Raw genomic sequence first — 20,508 nt, 5'->3', positions numbered from 1 at the left:
ACCTCCCTTTTCTTAATTTTCCTGAAGATACTCCGGGTGTATCGGCGGTACCGAGCCTTCCAGCTTCAAGCGATGCTGCTCCGTCACTTTCACGGATATTCCGCGATTGCGCATGATCCGAAGCTGACTGAACTCCATTTCGCCGTAGGCCGCAAGGCCGGCGGGATCCCCCACCACCTGAAGCACAAAGGGGGCGGGAAGATTCTTTCCATTGATGGAGATGAAGGCCCAGCTGCAGTAGATCTCGGACGTGGCGGTGATTCGCTCGCCATTGATGGCTAATGCTTCCGCTCCGCTGAGCTTCAGTTCGTTGATCAGTTTCAGCATATCTTCATTATGAATGATCCTCAGCCAGCTGTCGATGGAACCTTCTGTTTCCCCTTCCTTGGGAAGTCCGTCCTGGAGCTCGATGCGAATTCCAGGGCCCTCCAGAGGCGCATAGCCCAAAAGGCTGCGGTTGCGCTGAAGCTCTTCCTCCATGGCTATGCGGGTGCCGGTGCTGGTTTTGCTGCTTTCTTCAATGGCGGTGAGTTTGGCCTGGAGATCCTTCTGAATCCGCTGCTCTTCGGAAAGCTCCTGGAGAAGCCATTCCTTATAGGCTTCGGCATCGGCATAGTCCGCCTGAACCAGGAGGAGACTGTCGCTTCCCAGGGCAATATGGAAGGTCATGGCCAGCCCGGTGCCCAGGAGCACCGCCCCAAGGAAAACGCCAAGTTTACTCCACAGGTTCATGGCTTCTCCTCTTCACCCATCGCTCCAAAAGGAGCCGGCGGATCACCGCAAAGTTGTTGAAGAGGCGTCCTCCAAAGACCACCACCGCTGCCAGATACATGGGGAGACCCAGTTTGTCGCCTAAGTACGTCAGCATCACGGCGATGACCGCATTGCCGAAGAATCCGGAGATGAAGACCAGGTTGTCAAAGGTTTTCCCCAGGTAGGCCTTCAAGGCTCCCAGCACGGAGTCCAGGCAGGCTAAGATCGCCACGGTGAGATAGGTGGAGTAGATGTCCGGAATCCGAATATCCAGCACCAGGCCCAGGACCAGGCCCAGCAAGAGACCCATTATCACAATCATGGTGTTTCCTCCTCGGTGATAAAGGATGTGGACAGGGGATTTCCGATCTTTTGAAGAATCAGCTCATTTTCCGGCTGGAAGCGGATATCGTAGAAGATCAGGGCGTTGTAGTCCATGGCGCCGTTGAAGCTCATGGCGCTGTAGAGCTTGTTTTTATCCCCGATGGCTTTGATGGTGATGGCTTCCTTGGGGGAGATTTTGAAATCCGACAGCAGGATGTAGCTGTTGTTGGCACTGGATTTGATCCCTGCCTGGAGCGAAAGACGCTGATCATTGATGCTGATGGCTTCCGCGCCGGCGAACTTCAGCTCATTGATGATGTAGACCAGCTCCAGATCCGTCAGATACTCGAAGGTTCCGGGATTCAGCACCGGATCCGTGGGCGAAAGGGTGATGACGAGACCGGGGCCCTTGACATCCACCAGTCCCAGGATCAGCCGTGTCTTGTCCAGCTCTTCCTTCAGCGTCCGGTTAATGGCGCTTTCCGAGGCCATGCCCTCCTCGTAGGATTTCAGATCTTCCTGCAGCTTGCTGTTTTCGGTTTTCAGATTCTCCTTTTCCTTCTGGATCAGCTCAATCTCATGGAGAAGATCCTCCGTTTCCTGAACGGTGAGCTTCCGCACGGGATCCTTCAGCTGCTTGTACTGGTAGGCCAGCAGGAATCCCAAAATAACGAAAACAAGGGCAATGACGAACTGGGTGGTTTTCTTTTTCATAGTAATCCTCTTCTTCTGACTCGGTTCAGTTCTGGGGCGTCTCTAGGGGTTCCGAAGGCGTCTCTGCGGGAGTGAGTACACGCTGCTCATCAAAGACCACAGGACTCTTCAGATCCGCCAGATCGATGTACCCGGTGATTCCCTGAAGCGCAGCGCCTTCGATGATGTTGATGGCGGCATTGAGCTTCTCCTGGAGGGAATCGGGATATCCCAGCCGGATTTCCAGATTCCCAAAATGGGTTTTCAGATTGCGCAGATCCCGAAGATCCAGATCCTGGAAAGCCACGGTGCTGACGTTGCGTTCCTGGAGATCCCGGAAGGAAGCGAGGAGCTTGGCTTTCTCGGGATCATCGGCATAGAGATACTGGCCAAGAGGCGGCAGCTCCTTTTCATCCAGCAGCGTCAGCCCTTCTTCCAGCCGATTCGCCCCCACCTCCAGAAGGATCCCTTCCCGGGTGAGGAGACTGTTGATTCCGCCCAGAAGGTAATTCACTTCCGCCTTGCGCTCCGTGATGACGAGGACCATCCCCTGGGGAAACTTGCGCTCCACTCGCAGCTGGTCAAAGTAGGCTTGGCTTTCCAAGACCGCTTTCACCGGATCCAGATCGGCCAAGAGGATGTTCTGCCCCACCAGGGCATTGACTTCTGCCGTCAGGACCCCTTCCGGGATTTTCTCCGGTCCCACGATGGTCACGGACTGAAGCTGAAACATCGGCGATTTCAGGAAGAAGATCCCCGCCCCCGTGAGCAGAAGGAGAAGAAGCATCGTCAGGATCCTGCGCCGTCTTTTTCGTTTTTTCTTTTTAAGCCGTTCCTGAATTTCCTGAAGTCCCATGGGAACACCTCCTTTTGCTCGGATGATTTCCGCGACTTAGGCGGTTTTAGCCGGTGCTTTCTGCCGGGAAATATTGAGCAGGATTCCCACGGCGGCGAGATTGACCATGAGGGAGGTCCCCCCGGCGCTGATGAAGGGCAAGGTGACCCCGGTGACGGGAAATGCGCCGATGACCACCGCGATGTTGATCAGGGACTGCAGAGCAAAGACGGTGGTGATCCCCATGGCCAGGAGCCGTCCAAAGGTATCCTGGGCCTTCATGGCGATGCGGATTCCCGAAAAGATGAGAAGCAGAATGAGAAGAATCAGGATGAATCCGCCGAGGAAACCCAGTTCTTCCACCACCACGGCAAAGATGAAGTCATTGTGGGCCTCGGGAAGCCAGAAGGCTTTCATCCGGGACATGCCGAGCCCCCGGCCAAAGAATCCGCCGCCGGTGAGGGCGTACAGGGACTGGACCAGCTGGTGCCCGTCCCCCTGGGCATCCTCAAAGGGCTTCATGAAGCTCATGAGGCGGGCCATCCGATAGGGTTCAAAGAGCAACGCCATGAGGAGTCCGGCAAAGCCCAGGGCCGCGAGAAATCCCACATGGAGTAGGGAGGCTCCGGAAAGGAAGATCAGCACGAAGGCGGAGATGAGGACGATGGCACCAATGGAGAGATTGCTCTGGAGGAGCACGATGACTCCGGCAAAGAGCCCCGCCACCAGAAACACCTTCATCACGGGCTTCCAGGGTCTTCGGCGGTAGGTTTCCATTCGTTTCAGCATATTGGCGGCGTAGAGCACCACGATGAACTTGGCCAGTTCCGACGGCTGAAAGGAGATTCCGCCAAACTTGATCCAGCGGCTGGCGCCCTTAGTGGGATCAAAGAGAATCACCGCCACATTGAGGATGAGGATCACCACCACCCCGTACTTGGTCAGCTGTAGGGTATACCGGTGATAGTCCACATTGCTGAAGATGAAGATCATGACCGCCAGGCCCGCCAGGGCAAAGATCCCCTGCTTGATGACATCTTTATAGGCGGCAAAGCCCTTCACCACATTTTCGTAGCTGGAGGCACTGTACACCATGAGCAGTCCAAAGAGAACCAACGCTGCGGTAACCGCCAGCAGCATAAAGTCCGCTTCCTGGTATTTTCGCCGGCTCTTTCGCCGGGAAGAAGGTTTTGTATTCCGGACCGCCTTTTCTTTTGTCTGTACCATGTTAGCCTCCTAGGAAAGGAAGTAAGACACTGCCACCATGAAGAGGGTGATTCCTGTGAATACCGCCACGATTTTCGTTTCTTTCCATCCCAATGCTTCAAAGTGATGATGAATGGGCGCCATCCTGAAGATCCGTTTACCCGTGCGTTTGAACCAGGCCACCTGCAGGATCACCGACAAGGTTTCCACCACGTAGACAATGCCTACAAGAAGGAGGAAAAGCTCCGTCTGGGTCAGCAGCGCCAGAATTCCCAAGGCCCCGCCCAGGGCCAGAGATCCGGTGTCTCCCATGAAGACCTTGGCCGGATAGAAGTTGAAGAAGAGAAAACCCCCCAGGCCGCCCATGAGGGCCATGGCAAAGACGAGGATATCCTTTTGGCCGTTTCGTGCCGCCACCAGGGCAAAGAAGAGCAAGGCAGCGATGGTCACGGAGGAGGACAGCCCATCGATCCCATCGGTGAGATTCACCGCATTGGTCACCGCGGCGAAGAAGATCACCACAAAGGGAATGTAGAAAATGCCCAGTTCCCAGGACCAGGAGGTGAAAGGAATCTTCAGGGCGCTGAGCTCCAGTTGGCCATAGAGAACTCCCCCGGCCAAAAGACCGAAAAGAAGGAGAAGCAGCATTTTCTGTTTGGCGCTGAGGCCATCGGAGGATTTCTTCTTTACCTTGAGGTAGTCGTCCAAAAACCCGATGAGCCCAAAACTCAGCATGACCAGCACCATGAGTATGACGGTGAGGCTGAATCCGGACATGAGGATGGCCACAAAGGAGGAGGACAGCAGAAAAATCAGGCCGCCCATGGAGGGAATCCCCTGCTTGGACAAATGGCTCTGGGGTCCATCGGTCCGGACATTTTGGCCAAACTTGAACTCCTTCAGCTTTTTGATGATGGTGGAGCCTGAGGTGGCGGCCAGAATGAGCGCCAGCAGCAAAGGCAGGAAAGGACTATTCATGACGTCCACCTCCAAATTCTTCCAGAATGGGCAGGAACCGTTCAAAGGCCATGCCTCGAGATGCTTTCAGCAGCACCGTATCCTGGGGTTTCAGCACCTCATGGAGCTTCGCCGCTGCCTCTTCAAAGGTGGCAAAGCCCAGGGCGTTTTCGCCCAGAATCTCCATCATGGCTTTGTCGTATTCCCCCACCACCATCACCGTATCGATCTGCTTTTCCTTGGCAAAGCGAGCCACCATCTGGTGGGCTTCCAGGGATTCATCCCCCAGCTCCCGCATGGTCCCCAGGATGGCCACTTTTCTTCCCTCCAGGGTGGAGAGATAATCCAAGGCCGATTTCATGGAGTCGGGATTGGCGTTGTAACAGTCATTAATGACCGTGAGACGGTGAAGGTCCAAAAGATCCATTCGCATTTTGCTTTTTTCCACATGGATCTCATGAAGCTCGGCATCGGTCATGCCCAGGGACTTCGCCACAATATAGCAGAGGATGCCGTTATGAATATTGTGCTTCCCGGGGATATCCATGGTGATGGTTTCTTTTCCCTTGTTCACGGTGAAGCTCACCGCAGCTTTTTGAAGCTGCAGATTTCGCGCCACATAATCGCCATTTTGGAGTCCGCCCCGGAGGATGGTGTAGGGCTTATCCTTGACGGTGCTCAGGTACTCATCGTCACCGTTGAGGACCAGGAGGCTGTCCCGGCGGAAAAAGTCCGTGATCTCCATCTTGGCCCGGAGGATATTCTCCTGGGAGCCCAAAAACTCGATATGGGAAATCCCGATGTTCGTAATGACGGCAATATCCGGCTGGGCTACCCGGGCCAGATTATGAATTTCCAAAGGGGCACTCATGCCCATCTCCAGGATCGCATAGTCATAGGACTCATCCAGGGAGAGGATCATGAGCGGAAGGCCGATTTCATTGTTGAAGTTTCCGCTGGTCTTGAACACACGGAACTTCTTCGACAGCATGCCATGGAGGATATCCTTGGTGGAGGTTTTACCCGTGGATCCCGTGATGCCGATGATCTTCAGGGGAAGGCTCTTTCGGTAGAAATAGGCCAAGTCCAATATGGCCCGATAAGTGCTCTTCACCAGAAGGAGTGCACACCCTTTAGGAATCTCCCCCACGGGGACATTTTCCACCAGGCATACGGTGGCCCCTTGGGCAAAGGCCTGGGGATAAAGGGTATTTCCGTCCACCCGCTCACCCTTAAAGCCGATGTACAAACTGCCGGAAACGACTTTCCGGGTATCGATGACTACACTGTCAAAGGCTGCCCCTGGGTCGCCGTACAGCTGTGCGCCTAGTTTTTCCACGATTTCCATCACATTGATGCTTCTCATCCTGATCCCTCATTTTCTTCCCTCGCCTCGGGCGAGGTGATAAATTCCATCTTAAAATATACCATAATTTGTCCGGAGAATTTCTGAACTTATACTAAAATAGCATGTGAAATCACATGCTATTTCCGGAAGGCTCATTCCAAATTCAAGTATTGATCGACTTCCAGAATGATTTCCTTGAAGATCGGGGCCGCCACCACGCTGCCAAATACAACGCCTTTGGGACTGTCCACTACCACCAGCACGGTGACTTTGGGATCGGTATAGGGAGCTCCGCCCAAGAAGGAGGAGATAAATTCCTCATCGGAATACCCCATGGTGCCATCTTCCAGCTGGACGATTTTCTGCGCTGTACCGGTTTTCCCAAAAACGGGAATATCGGCAATATAAGCTTGGTGTCGCTCATTGGCGCCAATGGCCTGATACATGAGCTCCAGCATCCGGGCAGAAGTACTCTCCGAAATAATTCGGGTACCGTCTTTCATCCCCAGATTCTCCTGGGCCACCACCTCATCCTTGTCCCGAAGCACCGACTCATCCACCAGATGCAGATGATTCATGACGCCGCCGCTGGCGATGGTGTTCAAGGCATTGAGCATCTGGAGGGGGGTCACGGTGTTAGCCTGGCCGATGGAGGATGTGGCCAGATCCACGTTCTTCATGTTCTCCGTCTTAAAGACGATGCCCGTGCTTTCTCCGGGAAGATCAATCCCCGTTTTCTGGCCGAACATGTACAGCTTCACATAGGCATTGAAGGTTTCTTTCCCCAGCTTCTGGGCAATGAGGATGGTGCCCACGTTGCAGGAATTCTTCAGGACTTCGCCCAGGGTTTGGTCCTTATGGCCATCCCGCTTGATGCAGTTGATTCGCACGCCGTCCACATAGATGTAGCCGGGGCAGAAGAAATGGTCATCCTCATCCACCAGCCCCTCTTCCAGGGCGGCGGAGAAGGTCACAATCTTAAAGGTGGAACCCGGTTCGTAAGCATCGTTCACCGCACGATTGCGGGTCAGCTGGTCAAACTCTTCCTGGGTGCGATCCTGCCAGGGATTGTTGGGATCAAAGTCCGGCAGATTCACCATGCCTAAGATTCCTCCGGTTTTGGGATCCGACACGAGAATGCTGATACTCTTGGCTTCAAAATCAGCCATGGCCTTCTCGGCAAGATTCTCGATGAAATATTGGATCCGTTCATCGATGGAAAGGACGAGATCATTGCCGTTGACGGCTTTGGTCTCCACCACGGGCGCATAGGGCAGTTCACGGTTTTTTTTGTCCATTTCCGCAATCTTCAGCCCGCTGATTCCCTTGAGGGTTTCATTATAGTAATATTCCAGCCCCATGACGCCGGAACCGTCCACATTGACGCTGCCCAGCACATGGGAAAGATAACTGCCATTGGGATAATAGCGGATATTGTCATAGCCGATGAGGAGGAAATTGATGTCTTCCTCATCGATGAGGGTTCGTACCCTGTCGATGGTTTCCTTTTCGATCTTCCGCTGAATGATGATGCTGTTATGGTCCGCGGTGAGCTTTGCCAATACGGCGGCCGGATCGCTCCCCAGGGCCTTTGCAATGAGCTCGGCATAACTTTCTGCCGTCTTCCCCTTGGAGCTTAAAAGCTTCCGGAAGGTCACCAAATCCGCATCCAGACGGTAGGCTTCCGTAGTGGAGGCCAGCACCGCTCCGTTGCGGTCTAGAATGTCCCCGCGGCGAGCCGGCAGGATGATTTCTTTGGAGATCTGATTCTGCGCTTTGGCATAGATATCTTCCTTGGCGATGACGGTGACATAGTACAGGCGTCCCATAAGAAGAACAAACAGGAGCACCACCAGGGAAATCATCAGCCGGTATCTTTTGTTATACTTCATAAAACACCTCAGACCGCGGTTCTAGTTGAAGATCTGCAGATTCAGATAAGCGAGAATCTTCTGGGGAAGGCTAGCTTTTGCCGTCACCGCTTCCTCACTCTTGAAGTTGTTCTTGGACAGATCCACCCGGATCACGCTGTCCTGGCTCACCGACACCAGCGCCATGGCCTGGGACTTCGCCACGATGTCGTTGATGGAGGAGGCCTTGATCAGCTGGGCGCGAAGATCTTCATTTTCCTTGTTTAGGGTTTTGGTTTCGGACTGCATGGAAACATACTGATTCTGCATGCTGTAAATCATTCCGCCACGATAAATCGTGATAAAAGAAGCCACAGCCATGAAGAGAATTGTCATCATGACACTCTTGCGGATCCTGTTGTTCCGCATGGCTGTTCTGCGGGTATATTCCTTTTGGGTCTCCCGTTCTCGCTTTTCCTCCTGGCGCTGGATCCTTGGATCCTCCTGCGCATAGCCAGGATTCAGAACAGTACTTCCGTACTGGACTCTTGGCAGTGCCATCATCATCACACCTTTCTAATCCCCTAATCCTATAACTTCTCGAGAACTCTGAGCTTTGCGCTCCTTGACCTGGGGTTCTCGTCTATCTCTGTATCGCCAGGTACAATGGGTTTCTTGGTCAGCACCTTCACGGTGGGCACTTTGCCGCAGATACACGGCATGTTCTTGGGACAGGTACAGGGATCCATCAGCTCGCGGTATGTATTTTTCACGATGCGGTCTTCCAGGGAATGGAAGGTGATGATGGCCAGTCTTCCCTCTGGCTTCAATGCTTCCACGGCATCCAGCACCGTCTGGTGGAGGATGGACAGTTCCCGGTTAACTTCAATGCGGATGGCCTGAAATGTCCTTTTGGCCGGATGCGGACCTTCTCGCCGGGCTTTTGCCGGGATGGCCGCCTTGATGATTTCCACCAGCTCTCCTGTCGTTTCCACGGGCTTCCCTTCCCGGGCCTTCAGGATGAACTGGGCAATTCTTTTGGCAAACTTCTCTTCGCCGTAATCTCGAATGATTCGGGTGAGTTCTTCCAGGCTGTAGCTGTTGACCACTTCATAGGCGGAAAGAGCCTCTTCCCGGTTCATCCGCATATCCAGTGGTGCATCCTTCATGTAGGAAAATCCCCGTTCCCCCTCATCCAGCTGGTAGGAGGAAACCCCCAAGTCCATCAGGATCCCGTCTACTCCTGACGGAGCAGTTTCAGCGAGAATCCCTTTGATGGACTCGAAGTTCGAGTGGACCAGCGTCACATTGTCATAGTCCTTCAACAGGACCCTGGCATTGCTTAAGGCATCCTGATCCTGATCGATGCCGATAAGTCTTCCATTTTTCAATCGTTTCAATATTTCCCGGGTATGGCCTGCCCCGCCAAGGGTACAGTCCACATAGATTCCGCCTTCCTTGATGTTCAGGGCTTCCAGGCATTCCTCCAGCAGGACCGAAACATGTTTAAATTCCATTTCATTCACCTAAATTCCCAATTCATTCATCTTCGCCGCGATTTCATCCATATCCATCTCGCTGTCGTTATACGCCAACCACTTTTCCTTGGCCCAGATTTCCACGCGGTTCATCATTCCGATGCTCACCACTTCTTCGGCAATTCCGGCATAATCCATCAGCGACTGCGGCAGCAGTACCCGGCCCATCTTATCCGGTTCCATCTCATTGGCGCCAGAGAAGAAAAATCGGACAAAAGCCCGGGCATCTTTGTTCGTCAGGGGCAGGGCCTTGAGTTTCGTCTCAAAGGTCAGCCATTCTTCTTTCGGATAAATATACAGACATCCATCCAGCCCCTTGGTGACAATGAAAGTGTCGCCCAGGTTGTCCCTGAGCTTCGAAGGGATGATGATTCTGTTTTTCTTATCCACACCATGGGTAAATTCACCGATCAGCATCGCTCTTCACCACTTTTCCCCACTTTTTACCACTTTTATGTTTATTTTACACAAAAAAATATAGACCTTCAATAGCCTGAAGGTCTATATTTGGTTTTTCCATAAAATTCACAAATTTTCTATATTTATTTTTGCATTGAAAGCCAAGATATTCCGTCATTGTCAGAATTTACTGCCGGAACCCGTGAACGATTTTCTTTATTTTTGACTTGACACTTCATCCTCGGAAAAGGCAACATTCCCCTGAAGGACAACCCTTTTCGTCCAGAGGGCTCCCCATGAGGATTCTGGATTTCTTAGCGAATAATCACCTGGGTGCTGCGGTCCTTTTGGAAAAGTTCACGAAATTTAGTCTCCACTTGAGAAATATGAATTTTTTTCAGCGTGTCGATGTAGCTGAAGAGTTCCTCCTCATGAAGAATCATCCCCGTCACGGTCTTGCCGATGGCATCCACGGAGTTGAAGAGATTCATGAAGGATCCCGTCATGGCTTTCTTGATGCGGATTAAGTCCATTTCCCGCTGGGGGAAGAACTGAGGATCGGCCAGCACCGAATCAATATAAGCCTCGATGGCTTGCATGGTCTTTTCCGGCTCCCGGGACTCTCCGCCCAGGAAGATTTCGCCATGGTCTGGCTCCAGGGAAATCTCCGTGGAGAAGCTGTCATTGATGAGCCCCGAGCGAAGACTCTCCTCATAGAAGGTGGAGGTGTCTCCAAAGACCAGGCGCATCATAAGTGATCCGACGAGACTCTCTTCCAGAAGATTGGACGGCGTTCCCGGCACTTTGAAGCCGTAGATGTAGTTGGGCACCTGAAGCCCCATGTCCAGTACGGAACTTTTCTTCACAGAATGGGGCGGTTCCCCATAGGTTTTCTTCACCAGATCCTGGGGTTTTCCCGGTTTCACGTTGGCCCGGATGATGGCTTCAAACTGCTCTGGCTCCAAATCTCCCACCAGGACCAGAATCAGATTCCGGGGGTTATAGAAAGCATCATAGCAGTCCAGAAGATCCTGGGGCGTCAGGCTGTAGATGGACGCCACGGAACCGGCGATATCTTCCCGTACCGGGTGCTCCTGGTAGAGGGCCTTCACCGTTTCGATGAATCCCCGGAATCCGGGATGATCATCGTACATCTTGATTTCTTCCGCGATGATCCCCTTCTCCTTCTCCACATTTTCCGGTGTCAGATAGGGCGTGGTCACCATCTGGAGCAGCAAGGCCAGGTTCTCGGCAAAGTTGTCCGTGGTGCTGAAATAGTAAGAGGTCTGATGATGATTGGTGAAGGCATTGACGGAGGCCCCCATTTCCGTAAATCGGTTGAAGACATTCTCTCCCCCCGGCATCTCAAAGACCTTATGCTCGAGAAAATGCGCGATGCCCTCCGGATATTTCCGGAAGGACTTCCCACCGTTGACCGAAAACTCCACATCGGCGCTGCCGTAATCCGCCGTTAAGATGGCATAGGATTTGGCAAAGCCCTTTTTGGGAATATAGTAGGTCCGCAGGGTATTGATGGTGCTCTCATAGATCTGTTCCCCCAGAAAATCCAGGGATTTATAGTTCTCCATGTTGTTCTTCTCCTCCCAGATAATGTCCGGCAATGTATTCCACATTCTTGGCCACGGCCATGATCCGTTCCTTGGTCACCTGCATCAGGTTCTCGATGACTTCCTCCACGGTGATGTCCAGCCCGAAGACCCGAAGGGCAATGAGGTAATTGGACAGGTTATACATGGAATCCTCCATGGCCTTCAGGGTGCTGATGACCTTTGTTCGGGCGACCATAAGCTCCTCGTCGCTGAACTCTCCCTGGATCATGTTCTCCAGTTCCAGGTCGATGAGAGACTTCACCCGGGCAAAGTTTCCCGTATCCACTCCGGCGCCGATGGTCATGACTCCCGCATACTTGTCGAAGGAGGAATAAATGGAATAGGCCAGGGAATGCTTTTCCCGGATCTTATTGAAGAGCTTCGAATGAGCCCCTCCCCCGAAGATGGAGTTAAAGAGCACCAGAGCAAAATAGTCTCCGTTAAAAATGGTCACATTGGTGTTGTAGAGCAGGGAGACTTTTCCCTGATTCACCTTGGAAGTTTCAAAGAAATTCCCCGTCTCCCGGTTAAACTCCCGCCGGCTCCCCTCCTGGGGATCCAGGACCTCGGTGCCGTTTTTCAGGATCGGCAGCCGCTCCAGCTTTTCCAGAATTCGGGCTTCCTCTTCCAGATGACCTGTGGCGTAGCAGAAGGCTTCTTTCTCCTTCAACGCTTCCCACAGGGCCACCAGTTCGGCATTGGTCACCTTCTCCAGTTCCTCCAGGGTGCCATGGTCCGGAATGCGGTAGACGTCATGAAGGCCTAGCTCCATAACCCGTTCCATGGAATAGTGACTCTTGTCATCATAAACGGACTCGATGTAGAGTCTGTGATTGGCGATTTCCTGTTCCACAATCTCCGGTCTGAACTGACCGTCCACGAGGAGCGGGTGGTAGAGCACCTCCTCCAGGAGGGCAATGGCCTGATCCCAGAGATCTTCCTGATACAGGGTGTACCGGTTGTCCAGGAAGGACACATAGAAGATCACAAAGAGCTTTGCCCCTACTTTGCTGAGGCCAATGTCAAAGATGGCGCCGTACATCTCCTGAAGGTGCCGGGAGATCTCCGAGGAGGTCTGCAGGGAACGGGTCCCTCTTTTCAGCACCTGGGCCAGCACATTGTACCCAGTGATATTTTCATCCAACCCCACAGGGATCACAAGGCTGATGGCATTATTTTTAAACTTGCTGGTTTGAATGGTTCCTATATTTCGCATGTTCCCTCCATGGGCTGAGTCATTTGCCCGTGTATAATCGGTTGTATAAAATAGAATAGCACATCTTCCTTAAAAAAGCACGAAACCCAAAAATATGTCCCGAAACCCAACGGTTTCGGGACATGGATTTTATACTTTACAGGGAAAGATCATCCACGGCATCGAGATAGGCTTCGATTTCCGGGAGAATGGACGGAATGGTTTCCGATTGGAAAGGATTCTGAAGTCCGGCGATTTTGACCAGTTCCAGGAAGGGCTTGCTTCCGCCTTCCTTGCAGAGGCTCACATAATCCTCCCAGGCCTTCTTCCCTTCCTTACGGCTGCGAATCCAGAACTGCAGGGCACAGACCTGGGCCAGGGTGTAGTCGATGTAGTAGAAGGGCGAGGTGAAGATATGGAGCTGCTTGAACCAGAAGCCTCCGCGATCATAGAACTCGTTGTCATCATAGTTCTTCAGGGGGAGATACTTCTTTTCGATTTCCCGCCACTTCAGCTTACGCTCCTCTGGGGTCGCCGTGGGATTCTCATACACAAAGTGCTGGAACTCATCCACAGAAACACCATAGGGAAGGAACAGCAATGTTCCCTGGAGATGGGAGAAATGATACTTGTTCGTATCCTCTTCAAAGAACAGCTTCATCCAGGGCCAGGTGAAGAACTCCATGGACATGGAATGAATTTCGCAGGCTTCGTAGGTGGGGAAGCTGTATTCCGGCACTTCATAGGCTCTGGAGGAATAAACCTGGAAAGCATGACCTGCCTCATGGGTGAGGACATCGATGTCTCCGGAGGTTCCATTGAAGTTGGAGAAGATAAAGGGAGCCTTGTGATCCGGGATATAGGTGCAGTATCCGCCGGCCTGTTTGCCCTTCTTGGTCACCAGATCCAAGAGGTCATGGTCGGTCATGAAGTTGAAGAACTCCTCGGTTTCAGGAGAGAGTTCCGTGTACATGGTCTTGCCGTTGTTGATGATCCACTCGGGGGTACCCTTGGGGGTTGCATTGCCCGTGGTGAACTCAATGGCTTCGTCATAGTACTTGAGCTCGTCCAGTCCCAGACGCTTTGCCTGGCGTTCCCGCAGCTTCACCACCAAAGGCACAATGTGCTTGCCGATGGCTTCACGGTAAGCTTTGACTTCCTTCGGGCCGTACTCTGTGCGCAGAAGCCCGTCATAGGCCATTTCCACGTAGCTGGCATAGCCGATTTTCTTGGCCATGCGGTCCCGCACCTTGACCAGCTCATCATAGATTCGGTCGAAGTCGGCTTCATGGTCGCGGAAGAATCCGGAGTAAGCCTCATAGGCGGCCTTGCGGACGCTGCGGTCAGGATTCTCCATATAGGGCACCAGACCCGAGAGGTTGCGCTCCTCGCCGTCAAAAAGGATGGAGGCGGAAGCCACCAGTTTGGAGTATTCCGAAGAGAGCTTATTCTCTTCCTGGAGGTCCTCGATGATCTCGGGCTTGAAGGCCTTGACGGAAACCTCAGCTAGGTTCAGCAGATGCTTGCCGTACTTCTTCTCAATGGCATCCCGGAAAGGGCTGGCCAGAATCCTGTGGTAGAAACTGATGGCCAGATCCTGGAACTGGGGCATGGCCATATCCACATAGTCGCTTTCCTTGTCGTAGAACTCATCTCTTGTGTCGATGCTGTGCCGAATGGACACCAGGGTGAACATGGTTTCCACTGTGCGGCGGATGGCGATGAACTGGTCCATGAACTTCAGAAATTCCTCTTCTGTGGCTGCGGACTCCATACCATTAAAAATGACGCCGATTTCGGCTTTGATCTGGTCCATGTCGGGTCGCTCATATTTGTAGTCTTGAAATTTCATAATTCCCTCCTAAAATTGTTCAATATTGATCTCTTCCCGGACAATCTCCACGTCGAAGTTGTCCTGGATATAATCCAAGATATGGTGAAGCGTCTCCTCCACCCGCTGGCGTTCATTGGACACGGCAGCCACCGCCACCACGATGGACTGGTGCTGATTAAGGTCCTCCACTTCCGCCACGGCGACTTTAAACTGATGCTGAACTTTCGTCTTCAGACTGAGCACAATGCTCCGCTTCTCCTTCAGCGATCGCACATAGGCCGCCCGAAGGCCGATTCTAGCCACCCCCGCATAAATCATCCATTAACACCGCCCTTACAGGAGCCCCGTCAGCTCCCTCAATGTTCAGGGGAAACGCTGCCAGGTGGTACTCCCCTGGCGCCATGCCGGACAGCACGAGATTCTCTAAGATGATTATATCATTGCCCAGGAGAAATTCGTGGACCGGATAGGGATAATCTAGATCGATGGAGTCAAATACTGTACCGATGAGCCGCACACCCTCTGCATGGAGCTCCTGGGCCCGGGCCAGGGACAGGTGTCCGTTTTTGGCGAAAAAGCGCAGGATTCCCGGGTGCAGCGTATCCTCAAAGGACTCGGCCACCTGGACTTTGCCAAAGAAGATCGAAAGATCGGTTTCGCTCTGACTGACGCCGCCGGAATAAAAATGCCGGGGAAAATCCGCATGGGTCCCCGTGTGGGTGGTGAGCTCCATTTGGCGCAGGGAAAACCCTTCCTTGGCCACGGTGAAGATCTCCCGGATCTTCACGGGGGGATCCCCGGGATACCCGGGCATGCCATCGCGAAGGATCTGGCTCACATCATAGATCAAAGTCATCCCTCCAAGCCCGGTAAATGGGCGATCGGCGCTGAAAAGCCGAACGGTTCTTCAGCACATAATACACAAAATACAGGGAGCTGGCCACATAGAGGAGAAAGAGCACAAGGCTCAGGGTCAGATATGCGGCATCCTGGGTGTTCAGATCCCCGATGAGAAAGGGCAGCGAAAAGGCCATGAGATTGTTGAACATGTGGGCGCCCATGACCAGCTTCAAGCTCCCGGTCTTCTGATAGATGAAGCAAAGGGTGAAACCGATGATGGCCGTGGGAACCATGGTCTCCAAATGAAGCACCCCAAAGAGAATTGACGACACCACCATGGCCGTGGCCATCCCTCGCTTTCGGTTCAGCAGATTGAAGAGGATTCCGCGAAAGACGATTTCCTCCACCACCGGAGCCAGGATCACCACCGCCAGGAAGGTGAGCACGAAGGCCCAGGGATTCGTGCCGAAATCCAGCCCTTCCAGAAGATTGGGCGCATTGATGAAGGACTCATAGAGTCTCGGCGCCACCGCCTGGAGAAGCAGCGTATAGAGCACCGTGAAGAGCCCCATGATGAAGAAGGGCAGAAAGATCATGACCAGAGGTTTTCGCTCCTGGGGATCCTCATAAAGGATGGCCTTCCGGTCCTCCCGATGGAGGGGAAGGAGGAAAAATCCGATGAACATGACAAAATAGAAGAGCACCTGCAGCGCATAGATGGCGTTGTCTCCTGCCCCCCAAAATTCCGCCATGATGATCCCTGCTGTTAAAATTCCGTAGTTAAGAAATAGAATCAGCAAAAAAAGCGGTACGGACATCTTTTGAAAATAAGGTCTCAAGACTTCAGCTCCTTCCGGGAGGATTTCTTCCCCATGAGGATAATGTATAGAATCAGTATACCAAAACACTTCCCAAACTCCTAATATTTTGACGATTCCCGCAAAAAAAGAAAGCCCCCGCGAAGCATTGCGCTCCGCCGAGACTTTCTAAGGAGAAGATTAAAATTAAACGTTGAATCGGAAGTTCACCACATCGCCGTCCCGCATGATGTACTCTTTGCCTTCCACGCGGTAAAGTCCTTTTTCCTTGGCATGGGCTTCGGAACCGGAGCTCATGAGATCCGGGAAGGAAATGACCTCTGCCCGGATGAAGCCGCGCTGAATGTCCGAATGGATCTTTCCTGCCGCCACGGGCGCCTTGGTGCCCACCTTGATGGTCCAGGCCCGAATTTCCTGGGGGCCCGCAGTGAGAAAGCTCATGAGGCCCAGAAGCTTATAACTGGCTTTGATCAGGCGGTCAAGACCCGTTTCCTGGATCCCGTATTCCCGAAGCATTTCCAGCTTTTCTTCTTCTTCCAGACTGGAAAGTTCTTCTTCCAGACGGGCGCAAATGTAGACCAGCCCGGCATTTTCATCCTTGATGTATTCCCGGACTGCCTTCACCATGTCGTTTTCTTCCCCGGAAATCAGATCTTCCTCGGAAATATTCGCCACATACAGCACATCCTTGGAGGTGAGCAAAAAGAGTGTCTTGATAAATTCCTTCTGCTCCTCTGTGGCTTCGAAGGTTCTTACGGGTTTTCCCGCTTCCAGGTGGGCTTTCAGTCCCTCCATGAGCTCAAACTCCGCCGCTGCGGTCTTATCACCGGTGCGTTTCAGCTTGGCGGCTTTATCCATCCGCTTTTCCAGCATTTCCAGATCGGAGAAGATCAGTTCCAGATTGATGGTTTCAATATCCCGTATGGGATCCACATTTCCTTCCACATGGACGATATTGTCATCGCGGAAGCAGCGCACCACATGGACGATGGCCTCCACTTCCCGGATATGGCTGAGGAACTTGTTTCCCAAACCTTCGCCCTGGGAAGCTCCCTTCACCAGACCGGCAATATCGTAAAACTCCACGGTGGCATAGACCTTTTTCTTTGAGTTATACAGCTTCTCCAGCGCCGCCAGACGATCATCCGGCACATTGACCACCCCTACATTGGGCTCGATGGTGGCGAAAGGATAGTTCGCCGCCTCCACGCCCGCCTTGGTGATGGCGTTGAATAACGTACTTTTTCCTACATTGGGTAAACCCACAATTCCTAATTTCATTTTATTTGTTCCTCACTTCGTTATTTCCCTGATATCTCATCAATTATACCGATGAATAACGGTTTTTTCAATAAAAGTCGTCATTCTCCGGCAATGGACGCCCCAGCCTGGACTTCAGGCGCTGACGAAGTCCCAAAAATCCAAGGCTCTACCGAAATCCCTAACGTTTTTGCGCCAAAAAAGCAGAAATCCTCCCTTTCGGGAGGATTCTTAAAAACTATGCCAAGGTGGCGTTCAGCATCCACAGAGCCTTCTGATAGTATGCGGTGAACTCATTCATGATATCCACCGTGGGGTCATCCCCTTCTTTTTCCGCCAGTTCCTTCACTTCCAGGGTGAGGCCCAGAAGATACTCGAAATCGGTCTTGATCAGCTTGACCAGATCCATGTCGCGTCCGAACTTGTCGTCACGTTCTTCGATCTTGCTAATTTCCAGAGCACCCTTCAGGGAGGCGACGGGAGAGAAGCCCAGCTGAAGCATTCTTTCAGCGACGGTGTCCATGTCTTCCGTGACTTTGTCATAGTAGGTTTCAAAGAGACCATGAATCTGATAGAATGCAGGACCCTGAACATACCAGTGGACATTGTGAAGCTTCGTGTACATCACCATGAGATCTGCCACATACTGATTGAGTTTCTTTTCCAAATTTGCCATTTAAACGTACCTCCAAATTTATATTTAATTTAATTTATAATTATTATAAATTAGCTTAATTACAATATACAGGAAAACGCCTGAAGTTGCAAGTCTTAGAAATGAACAAAATGTAAAGATTCTAAAATGAATCTAAGTTACTGCCGTCCGTAGATCTTATCCACCACAGAAGCTACGATGTCTTCCTTGATCACCCGGGATTTCTCCACCATGAGGTCCGTGCGGTTCTTCAAGTTGATGGTTTCCTCGTTGACCTCGGAACTGGCCAGATTGATGAAGACATTGAGCGCTGCCCCTTCAATGGCGCTGTGGATGAGGATGGCGGCTACTCCGGCATCGGAGATGGCATTTTTATTTCCATACTCCGTGGCCACCTTCAAGGGTTCATACATGCTGAACGCCTCGTTGAGCAGCACCCAGGGCACTTCCAGGACTTTTTCCTTAGCCTTCTCGATGTGCTCCGAGCGGATCTTCTTCTCTTCCTCGGTTTCTTTGGGGAGGCAGTAGCCTTCCATGAGGATGTCAAAAGCCTTCGCATCATCCACCATGAGCTGCAGATAGCTTTCCCGGAACTTGTCCGTGGCTTCCCGAGCTTCTTTCAGGGACAAAATGACGGCTTCCGGATAATCCTTGGCGACCTTTTTATCGATGGTCAGGTTGAACACCATGGAAGTCAGGGCTGCCGCCAGGGATGCGCTGAGGGCTGCGGCCGCTCCGCCTCCGGGGGTCGGCTTTCCCTCACCCAGGACACGGGTAAACTCTTGGACGGTCAATTCTCTTAACATAAACTCACCTCTTCTATTCTATTTTAACCTCAACCCGGGGAAATGACAGGGTGAAACCCCTCATTTCACGGATCATTATCAAAAAATTAACAATGCCTGGACTTAGCCTACAAAATTCCGGAGCACCCCATGGACTTTCTCCATTTCGAGATGCATGAGCACGTCTTCCTTCAGGAAGGGCACTTCTTTCCGGATACTGCAGTAGAGCTCGCCGGTGCCGCGGCCCAGGGTCCGATCCGGACGAAAATCAATGGCCTGGCAGGCGGCAAAGGCCTCGATGGCCAGGACTCGCCAGGTATTGGCCACGATCTCCCGAAGTTTTCGGGCGGCGGTGTTGCCCATGGACACGTGATCCTCCTGATTGGCAGAGGAAGGAATGGAATCCACCGAAGCCGGATGAGCCAGGATCTTGTTTTCCGACACCAGGGCGGCTGCCGTATACTGGGTAATCATAAATCCGGAGTTGAGCCCACCGCTGGGGGCAAGAAATGGCGGGAGATCATTGAGCTGATGGTTCACCAGCCGCTCCAGCCGTCGCTCAGCGATGTTGGCCAGTTCGCTCACCGCAATGGCCAGGAAGTCAAAGACAAAGGCCATGGGTTCTCCATGGAAGTTCCCGCCGGAATAAATGGCATCCTCCGCCAGGACAATGGGATTGTCCGTGACGGCATTGATTTCAATGGTGATTTTCTCCTCCGCATAGGAGAAGGTATCCTGGATGGCCCCATGGACCTGGGGAATGCAGCGGATGGAGTAGGCATCCTGACAGCGAAGATCATTCTGCCGGGTCACTAAGGAGGATCCTTCCAGAAGCGCGAGAATTTCCCGGGCCACTTTCATCTGACCCGCATGTCCCCGGACTTCGTGGAGCCGGGAATCAAAGGCCGTGGTGATGGCACGCAGGGCTTCCATGGAAAGGGCTGCGGAAAGATTTGCCGCTTTCAGGGCTTTCTTGGCATCGATGAACGCCAGGGCGCCCATGGACGTCAAGGCCTGGGTGCCGTTAATTAGGGCCAAGCCTTCTTTTTCCGCCAGGACCACGGGGGAAATCCCCGCCAAGCTTAGGGCATCTTTGGACGCATAGACCTTCCCCTGATACTCTGCCTGTCCTTCGCCTATGAGGGTCAGCACCATATGGGCTAAAGGAGCCAGATCCCCCGAAGCGCCTAGGGAGCCTTTTTCCGGTACCACCGGATGAACTCCGGCATTGAGCATAGCCAGAAGCGTTTGTAAGGTTTCCAGCCGAATCCCGGAATAGCCGCGGGCCAGGGCATTGATTCTAAGGAGCATCATGCCCCGGATCTCGTCCCGGGCCATGGGGTTACCCACGCCACAGGCATGGGAAAGGATAAGATTTCGCTGCAGCTGGGCCAGTTCTCCGCTGCCGATTTTCACCTCGGAGAATTTTCCGAATCCCGTATTGACCCCATAAACCGCCTGATCGCTCTGGGCGGCTTTTTCCAGGATCCGTCGGGACTCCAGGACCCGTTTTTCTGTCTCCGGAGACAGCATGACTTTTTCATTCTCTCTGGCCACCCGGACCAGGTCTTCCAGTGTCAGTGTTCCATTTTCTATCGTAACCATAAT

21 protein-coding genes are annotated in these 20,508 nt (G+C 52.7%); all 21 read right to left on the bottom strand.

Annotated features, from left to right (window positions below):
• Positions 1-12: 12 nt before the first annotated feature.
• Positions 13-732 (bottom strand): DUF881 domain-containing protein, encoded by a 720-nt coding sequence (locus tag KCG48_RS03575; RefSeq protein ID WP_211799935.1) that lies wholly within the window; start codon positions 730-732, stop codon positions 13-15.
• Entirely contained in the window at positions 716-1,075 is a 360-nt protein-coding gene (locus KCG48_RS03570) for a small basic family protein (protein WP_211799934.1), read from the bottom strand. Before KCG48_RS03570 ends, KCG48_RS03575 begins: the two co-directional genes overlap by 17 nt.
• The gene (locus tag KCG48_RS03565) at positions 1,072-1,791 is read right to left on the bottom strand and encodes a DUF881 domain-containing protein (RefSeq protein WP_211799933.1); all 720 of its coding nucleotides are present in this window, start codon (positions 1,789-1,791) and stop codon (positions 1,072-1,074) included. The genes KCG48_RS03570 and KCG48_RS03565 overlap by 4 nt, the downstream gene beginning before the upstream one ends.
• Before the next feature lie 25 nt (positions 1,792-1,816).
• Positions 1,817-2,626, bottom strand: a complete 810-nt coding sequence (locus tag KCG48_RS03560) for a cell division protein FtsQ/DivIB (RefSeq protein ID WP_211799932.1) — start codon at positions 2,624-2,626, stop codon at positions 1,817-1,819.
• A gap of 36 nt (positions 2,627-2,662) precedes the next feature.
• The gene (gene ftsW / locus KCG48_RS03555; RefSeq protein WP_211799931.1) at positions 2,663-3,832 is read right to left on the bottom strand and encodes a putative lipid II flippase FtsW; all 1,170 of its coding nucleotides are present in this window, start codon (positions 3,830-3,832) and stop codon (positions 2,663-2,665) included.
• A gap of 9 nt (positions 3,833-3,841) precedes the next feature.
• Positions 3,842-4,789: a phospho-N-acetylmuramoyl-pentapeptide-transferase gene (gene mraY, locus KCG48_RS03550; RefSeq protein WP_230976987.1), complete on the bottom strand. Its 948-nt coding sequence runs from the start codon at positions 4,787-4,789 to the stop codon at positions 3,842-3,844.
• Positions 4,782-6,134, bottom strand: a complete 1,353-nt coding sequence (locus tag KCG48_RS03545; RefSeq protein ID WP_211799929.1) for a UDP-N-acetylmuramoyl-tripeptide--D-alanyl-D-alanine ligase — start codon at positions 6,132-6,134, stop codon at positions 4,782-4,784. The genes mraY and KCG48_RS03545 overlap by 8 nt, the downstream gene beginning before the upstream one ends.
• Positions 6,135-6,268: 134 nt before the next feature.
• A complete protein-coding gene (locus KCG48_RS03540; RefSeq protein WP_211799928.1) occupies positions 6,269-8,008 on the bottom strand; it encodes a peptidoglycan D,D-transpeptidase FtsI family protein in 1,740 nt (579 codons plus the stop codon).
• A gap of 21 nt (positions 8,009-8,029) precedes the next feature.
• Complete coding sequence (locus KCG48_RS03535) at positions 8,030-8,527, bottom strand: hypothetical protein (protein WP_211799927.1); 498 nt, start codon at positions 8,525-8,527, stop codon at positions 8,030-8,032.
• Positions 8,528-8,556: 29 nt separating this feature from the next.
• Positions 8,557-9,483: a 16S rRNA (cytosine(1402)-N(4))-methyltransferase RsmH gene (gene rsmH, locus KCG48_RS03530; protein ID WP_211799926.1), complete on the bottom strand. Its 927-nt coding sequence runs from the start codon at positions 9,481-9,483 to the stop codon at positions 8,557-8,559.
• A gap of 9 nt (positions 9,484-9,492) precedes the next feature.
• A complete protein-coding gene (gene mraZ / locus KCG48_RS03525) occupies positions 9,493-9,921 on the bottom strand; it encodes a division/cell wall cluster transcriptional repressor MraZ (RefSeq protein ID WP_211799925.1) in 429 nt (142 codons plus the stop codon).
• 296 nt (positions 9,922-10,217) lie between these two features.
• Complete coding sequence (gene yfmH, locus KCG48_RS03520; RefSeq protein ID WP_211799924.1) at positions 10,218-11,492, bottom strand: EF-P 5-aminopentanol modification-associated protein YfmH; 1,275 nt, start codon at positions 11,490-11,492, stop codon at positions 10,218-10,220.
• Positions 11,479-12,729 carry an EF-P 5-aminopentanol modification-associated protein YfmF gene (yfmF, locus tag KCG48_RS03515; RefSeq protein WP_211799923.1) on the bottom strand — a complete coding sequence of 417 codons (1,251 nt, stop codon included), beginning with the start codon at positions 12,727-12,729 and terminating at the stop codon, positions 11,479-11,481. Before yfmF ends, yfmH begins: the two co-directional genes overlap by 14 nt.
• A gap of 136 nt (positions 12,730-12,865) precedes the next feature.
• On the bottom strand, positions 12,866-14,560 hold the full coding sequence (locus KCG48_RS03510) for a M3 family oligoendopeptidase (protein WP_211799922.1): 1,695 nt from the start codon (positions 14,558-14,560) through the stop codon (positions 12,866-12,868).
• A gap of 9 nt (positions 14,561-14,569) precedes the next feature.
• The gene (locus KCG48_RS03505) at positions 14,570-14,845 is read right to left on the bottom strand and encodes a DUF503 domain-containing protein (protein ID WP_211799921.1); all 276 of its coding nucleotides are present in this window, start codon (positions 14,843-14,845) and stop codon (positions 14,570-14,572) included.
• On the bottom strand, positions 14,838-15,392 hold the full coding sequence (locus KCG48_RS03500; protein ID WP_211799920.1) for a cyclase family protein: 555 nt from the start codon (positions 15,390-15,392) through the stop codon (positions 14,838-14,840). Before KCG48_RS03500 ends, KCG48_RS03505 begins: the two co-directional genes overlap by 8 nt.
• Positions 15,382-16,134, bottom strand: coding sequence for a CPBP family intramembrane glutamic endopeptidase (locus KCG48_RS03495; RefSeq protein WP_211799919.1), 753 nt, complete (start codon positions 16,132-16,134; stop codon positions 15,382-15,384). The genes KCG48_RS03500 and KCG48_RS03495 overlap by 11 nt, the downstream gene beginning before the upstream one ends.
• 252 nt (positions 16,135-16,386) lie before the next feature.
• Positions 16,387-17,481 carry a redox-regulated ATPase YchF gene (ychF, locus tag KCG48_RS03490; RefSeq protein ID WP_211799918.1) on the bottom strand — a complete coding sequence of 365 codons (1,095 nt, stop codon included), beginning with the start codon at positions 17,479-17,481 and terminating at the stop codon, positions 16,387-16,389.
• A 217-nt stretch (positions 17,482-17,698) separates the two neighbouring features.
• Complete coding sequence (locus tag KCG48_RS03485) at positions 17,699-18,136, bottom strand: Dps family protein (protein WP_211799917.1); 438 nt, start codon at positions 18,134-18,136, stop codon at positions 17,699-17,701.
• A gap of 137 nt (positions 18,137-18,273) precedes the next feature.
• Positions 18,274-18,921, bottom strand: a complete 648-nt coding sequence (locus KCG48_RS03480) for a cyclodeaminase/cyclohydrolase family protein (RefSeq protein WP_211799916.1) — start codon at positions 18,919-18,921, stop codon at positions 18,274-18,276.
• A 102-nt stretch (positions 18,922-19,023) separates the two neighbouring features.
• Positions 19,024-20,505: a histidine ammonia-lyase gene (gene hutH / locus KCG48_RS03475; RefSeq protein ID WP_211799915.1), complete on the bottom strand. Its 1,482-nt coding sequence runs from the start codon at positions 20,503-20,505 to the stop codon at positions 19,024-19,026.
• Positions 20,506-20,508 lie beyond the last annotated feature (3 nt).

The organism is Proteiniclasticum sediminis (assembly GCF_018128025.1).
GTDB classification, from domain to species: Bacteria; Bacillota; Clostridia; order Clostridiales; family Clostridiaceae; genus Proteiniclasticum; species Proteiniclasticum sediminis.
The sequence above is the reverse complement of the archived record's forward strand: the minus strand, read 5'-3'. Positions and strand labels throughout refer to the sequence as shown.

Bases quoted from the DNA above. Each gene is read 5' to 3' on its own strand.
- KCG48_RS03565 (WP_211799933.1), bottom strand. From the start codon at position 1,791: ATGAAAAAGAAAACCACCCAGTTCGTCATTGCCCTTGTTTTCGTTATT.
- KCG48_RS03535 (WP_211799927.1), bottom strand. From the start codon at position 8,527: ATGGCACTGCCAAGAGTCCAGTACGGAAGTACTGTTCTGAATCCTGGC.
- KCG48_RS03485 (WP_211799917.1), bottom strand. From the start codon at position 18,136: ATGGCAAATTTGGAAAAGAAACTCAATCAGTATGTGGCAGATCTCATG.
- KCG48_RS03510 (WP_211799922.1), bottom strand. From the start codon at position 14,560: ATGAAATTTCAAGACTACAAATATGAGCGACCCGACATGGACCAGATC.
- mraY (WP_230976987.1), bottom strand. From the start codon at position 4,789: ATGAATAGTCCTTTCCTGCCTTTGCTGCTGGCGCTCATTCTGGCCGCC.
- yfmF (WP_211799923.1), bottom strand. From the start codon at position 12,729: ATGCGAAATATAGGAACCATTCAAACCAGCAAGTTTAAAAATAATGCC.
- yfmH (WP_211799924.1), bottom strand. From the start codon at position 11,492: ATGGAGAACTATAAATCCCTGGATTTTCTGGGGGAACAGATCTATGAG.
- KCG48_RS03480 (WP_211799916.1), bottom strand. From the start codon at position 18,921: ATGTTAAGAGAATTGACCGTCCAAGAGTTTACCCGTGTCCTGGGTGAG.
- KCG48_RS03570 (WP_211799934.1), bottom strand. From the start codon at position 1,075: ATGATTGTGATAATGGGTCTCTTGCTGGGCCTGGTCCTGGGCCTGGTG.
- ftsW (WP_211799931.1), bottom strand. From the start codon at position 3,832: ATGGTACAGACAAAAGAAAAGGCGGTCCGGAATACAAAACCTTCTTCC.
- rsmH (WP_211799926.1), bottom strand. From the start codon at position 9,483: ATGGAATTTAAACATGTTTCGGTCCTGCTGGAGGAATGCCTGGAAGCC.
- KCG48_RS03540 (WP_211799928.1), bottom strand. From the start codon at position 8,008: ATGAAGTATAACAAAAGATACCGGCTGATGATTTCCCTGGTGGTGCTC.
- KCG48_RS03495 (WP_211799919.1), bottom strand. From the start codon at position 16,134: ATGGCGGAATTTTGGGGGGCAGGAGACAACGCCATCTATGCGCTGCAG.
- KCG48_RS03545 (WP_211799929.1), bottom strand. From the start codon at position 6,134: ATGAGAAGCATCAATGTGATGGAAATCGTGGAAAAACTAGGCGCACAG.
- ychF (WP_211799918.1), bottom strand. From the start codon at position 17,481: ATGAAATTAGGAATTGTGGGTTTACCCAATGTAGGAAAAAGTACGTTA.
- KCG48_RS03560 (WP_211799932.1), bottom strand. From the start codon at position 2,626: ATGGGACTTCAGGAAATTCAGGAACGGCTTAAAAAGAAAAAACGAAAA.
- KCG48_RS03575 (WP_211799935.1), bottom strand. From the start codon at position 732: ATGAACCTGTGGAGTAAACTTGGCGTTTTCCTTGGGGCGGTGCTCCTG.
- mraZ (WP_211799925.1), bottom strand. From the start codon at position 9,921: ATGCTGATCGGTGAATTTACCCATGGTGTGGATAAGAAAAACAGAATC.
- hutH (WP_211799915.1), bottom strand. From the start codon at position 20,505: ATGGTTACGATAGAAAATGGAACACTGACACTGGAAGACCTGGTCCGG.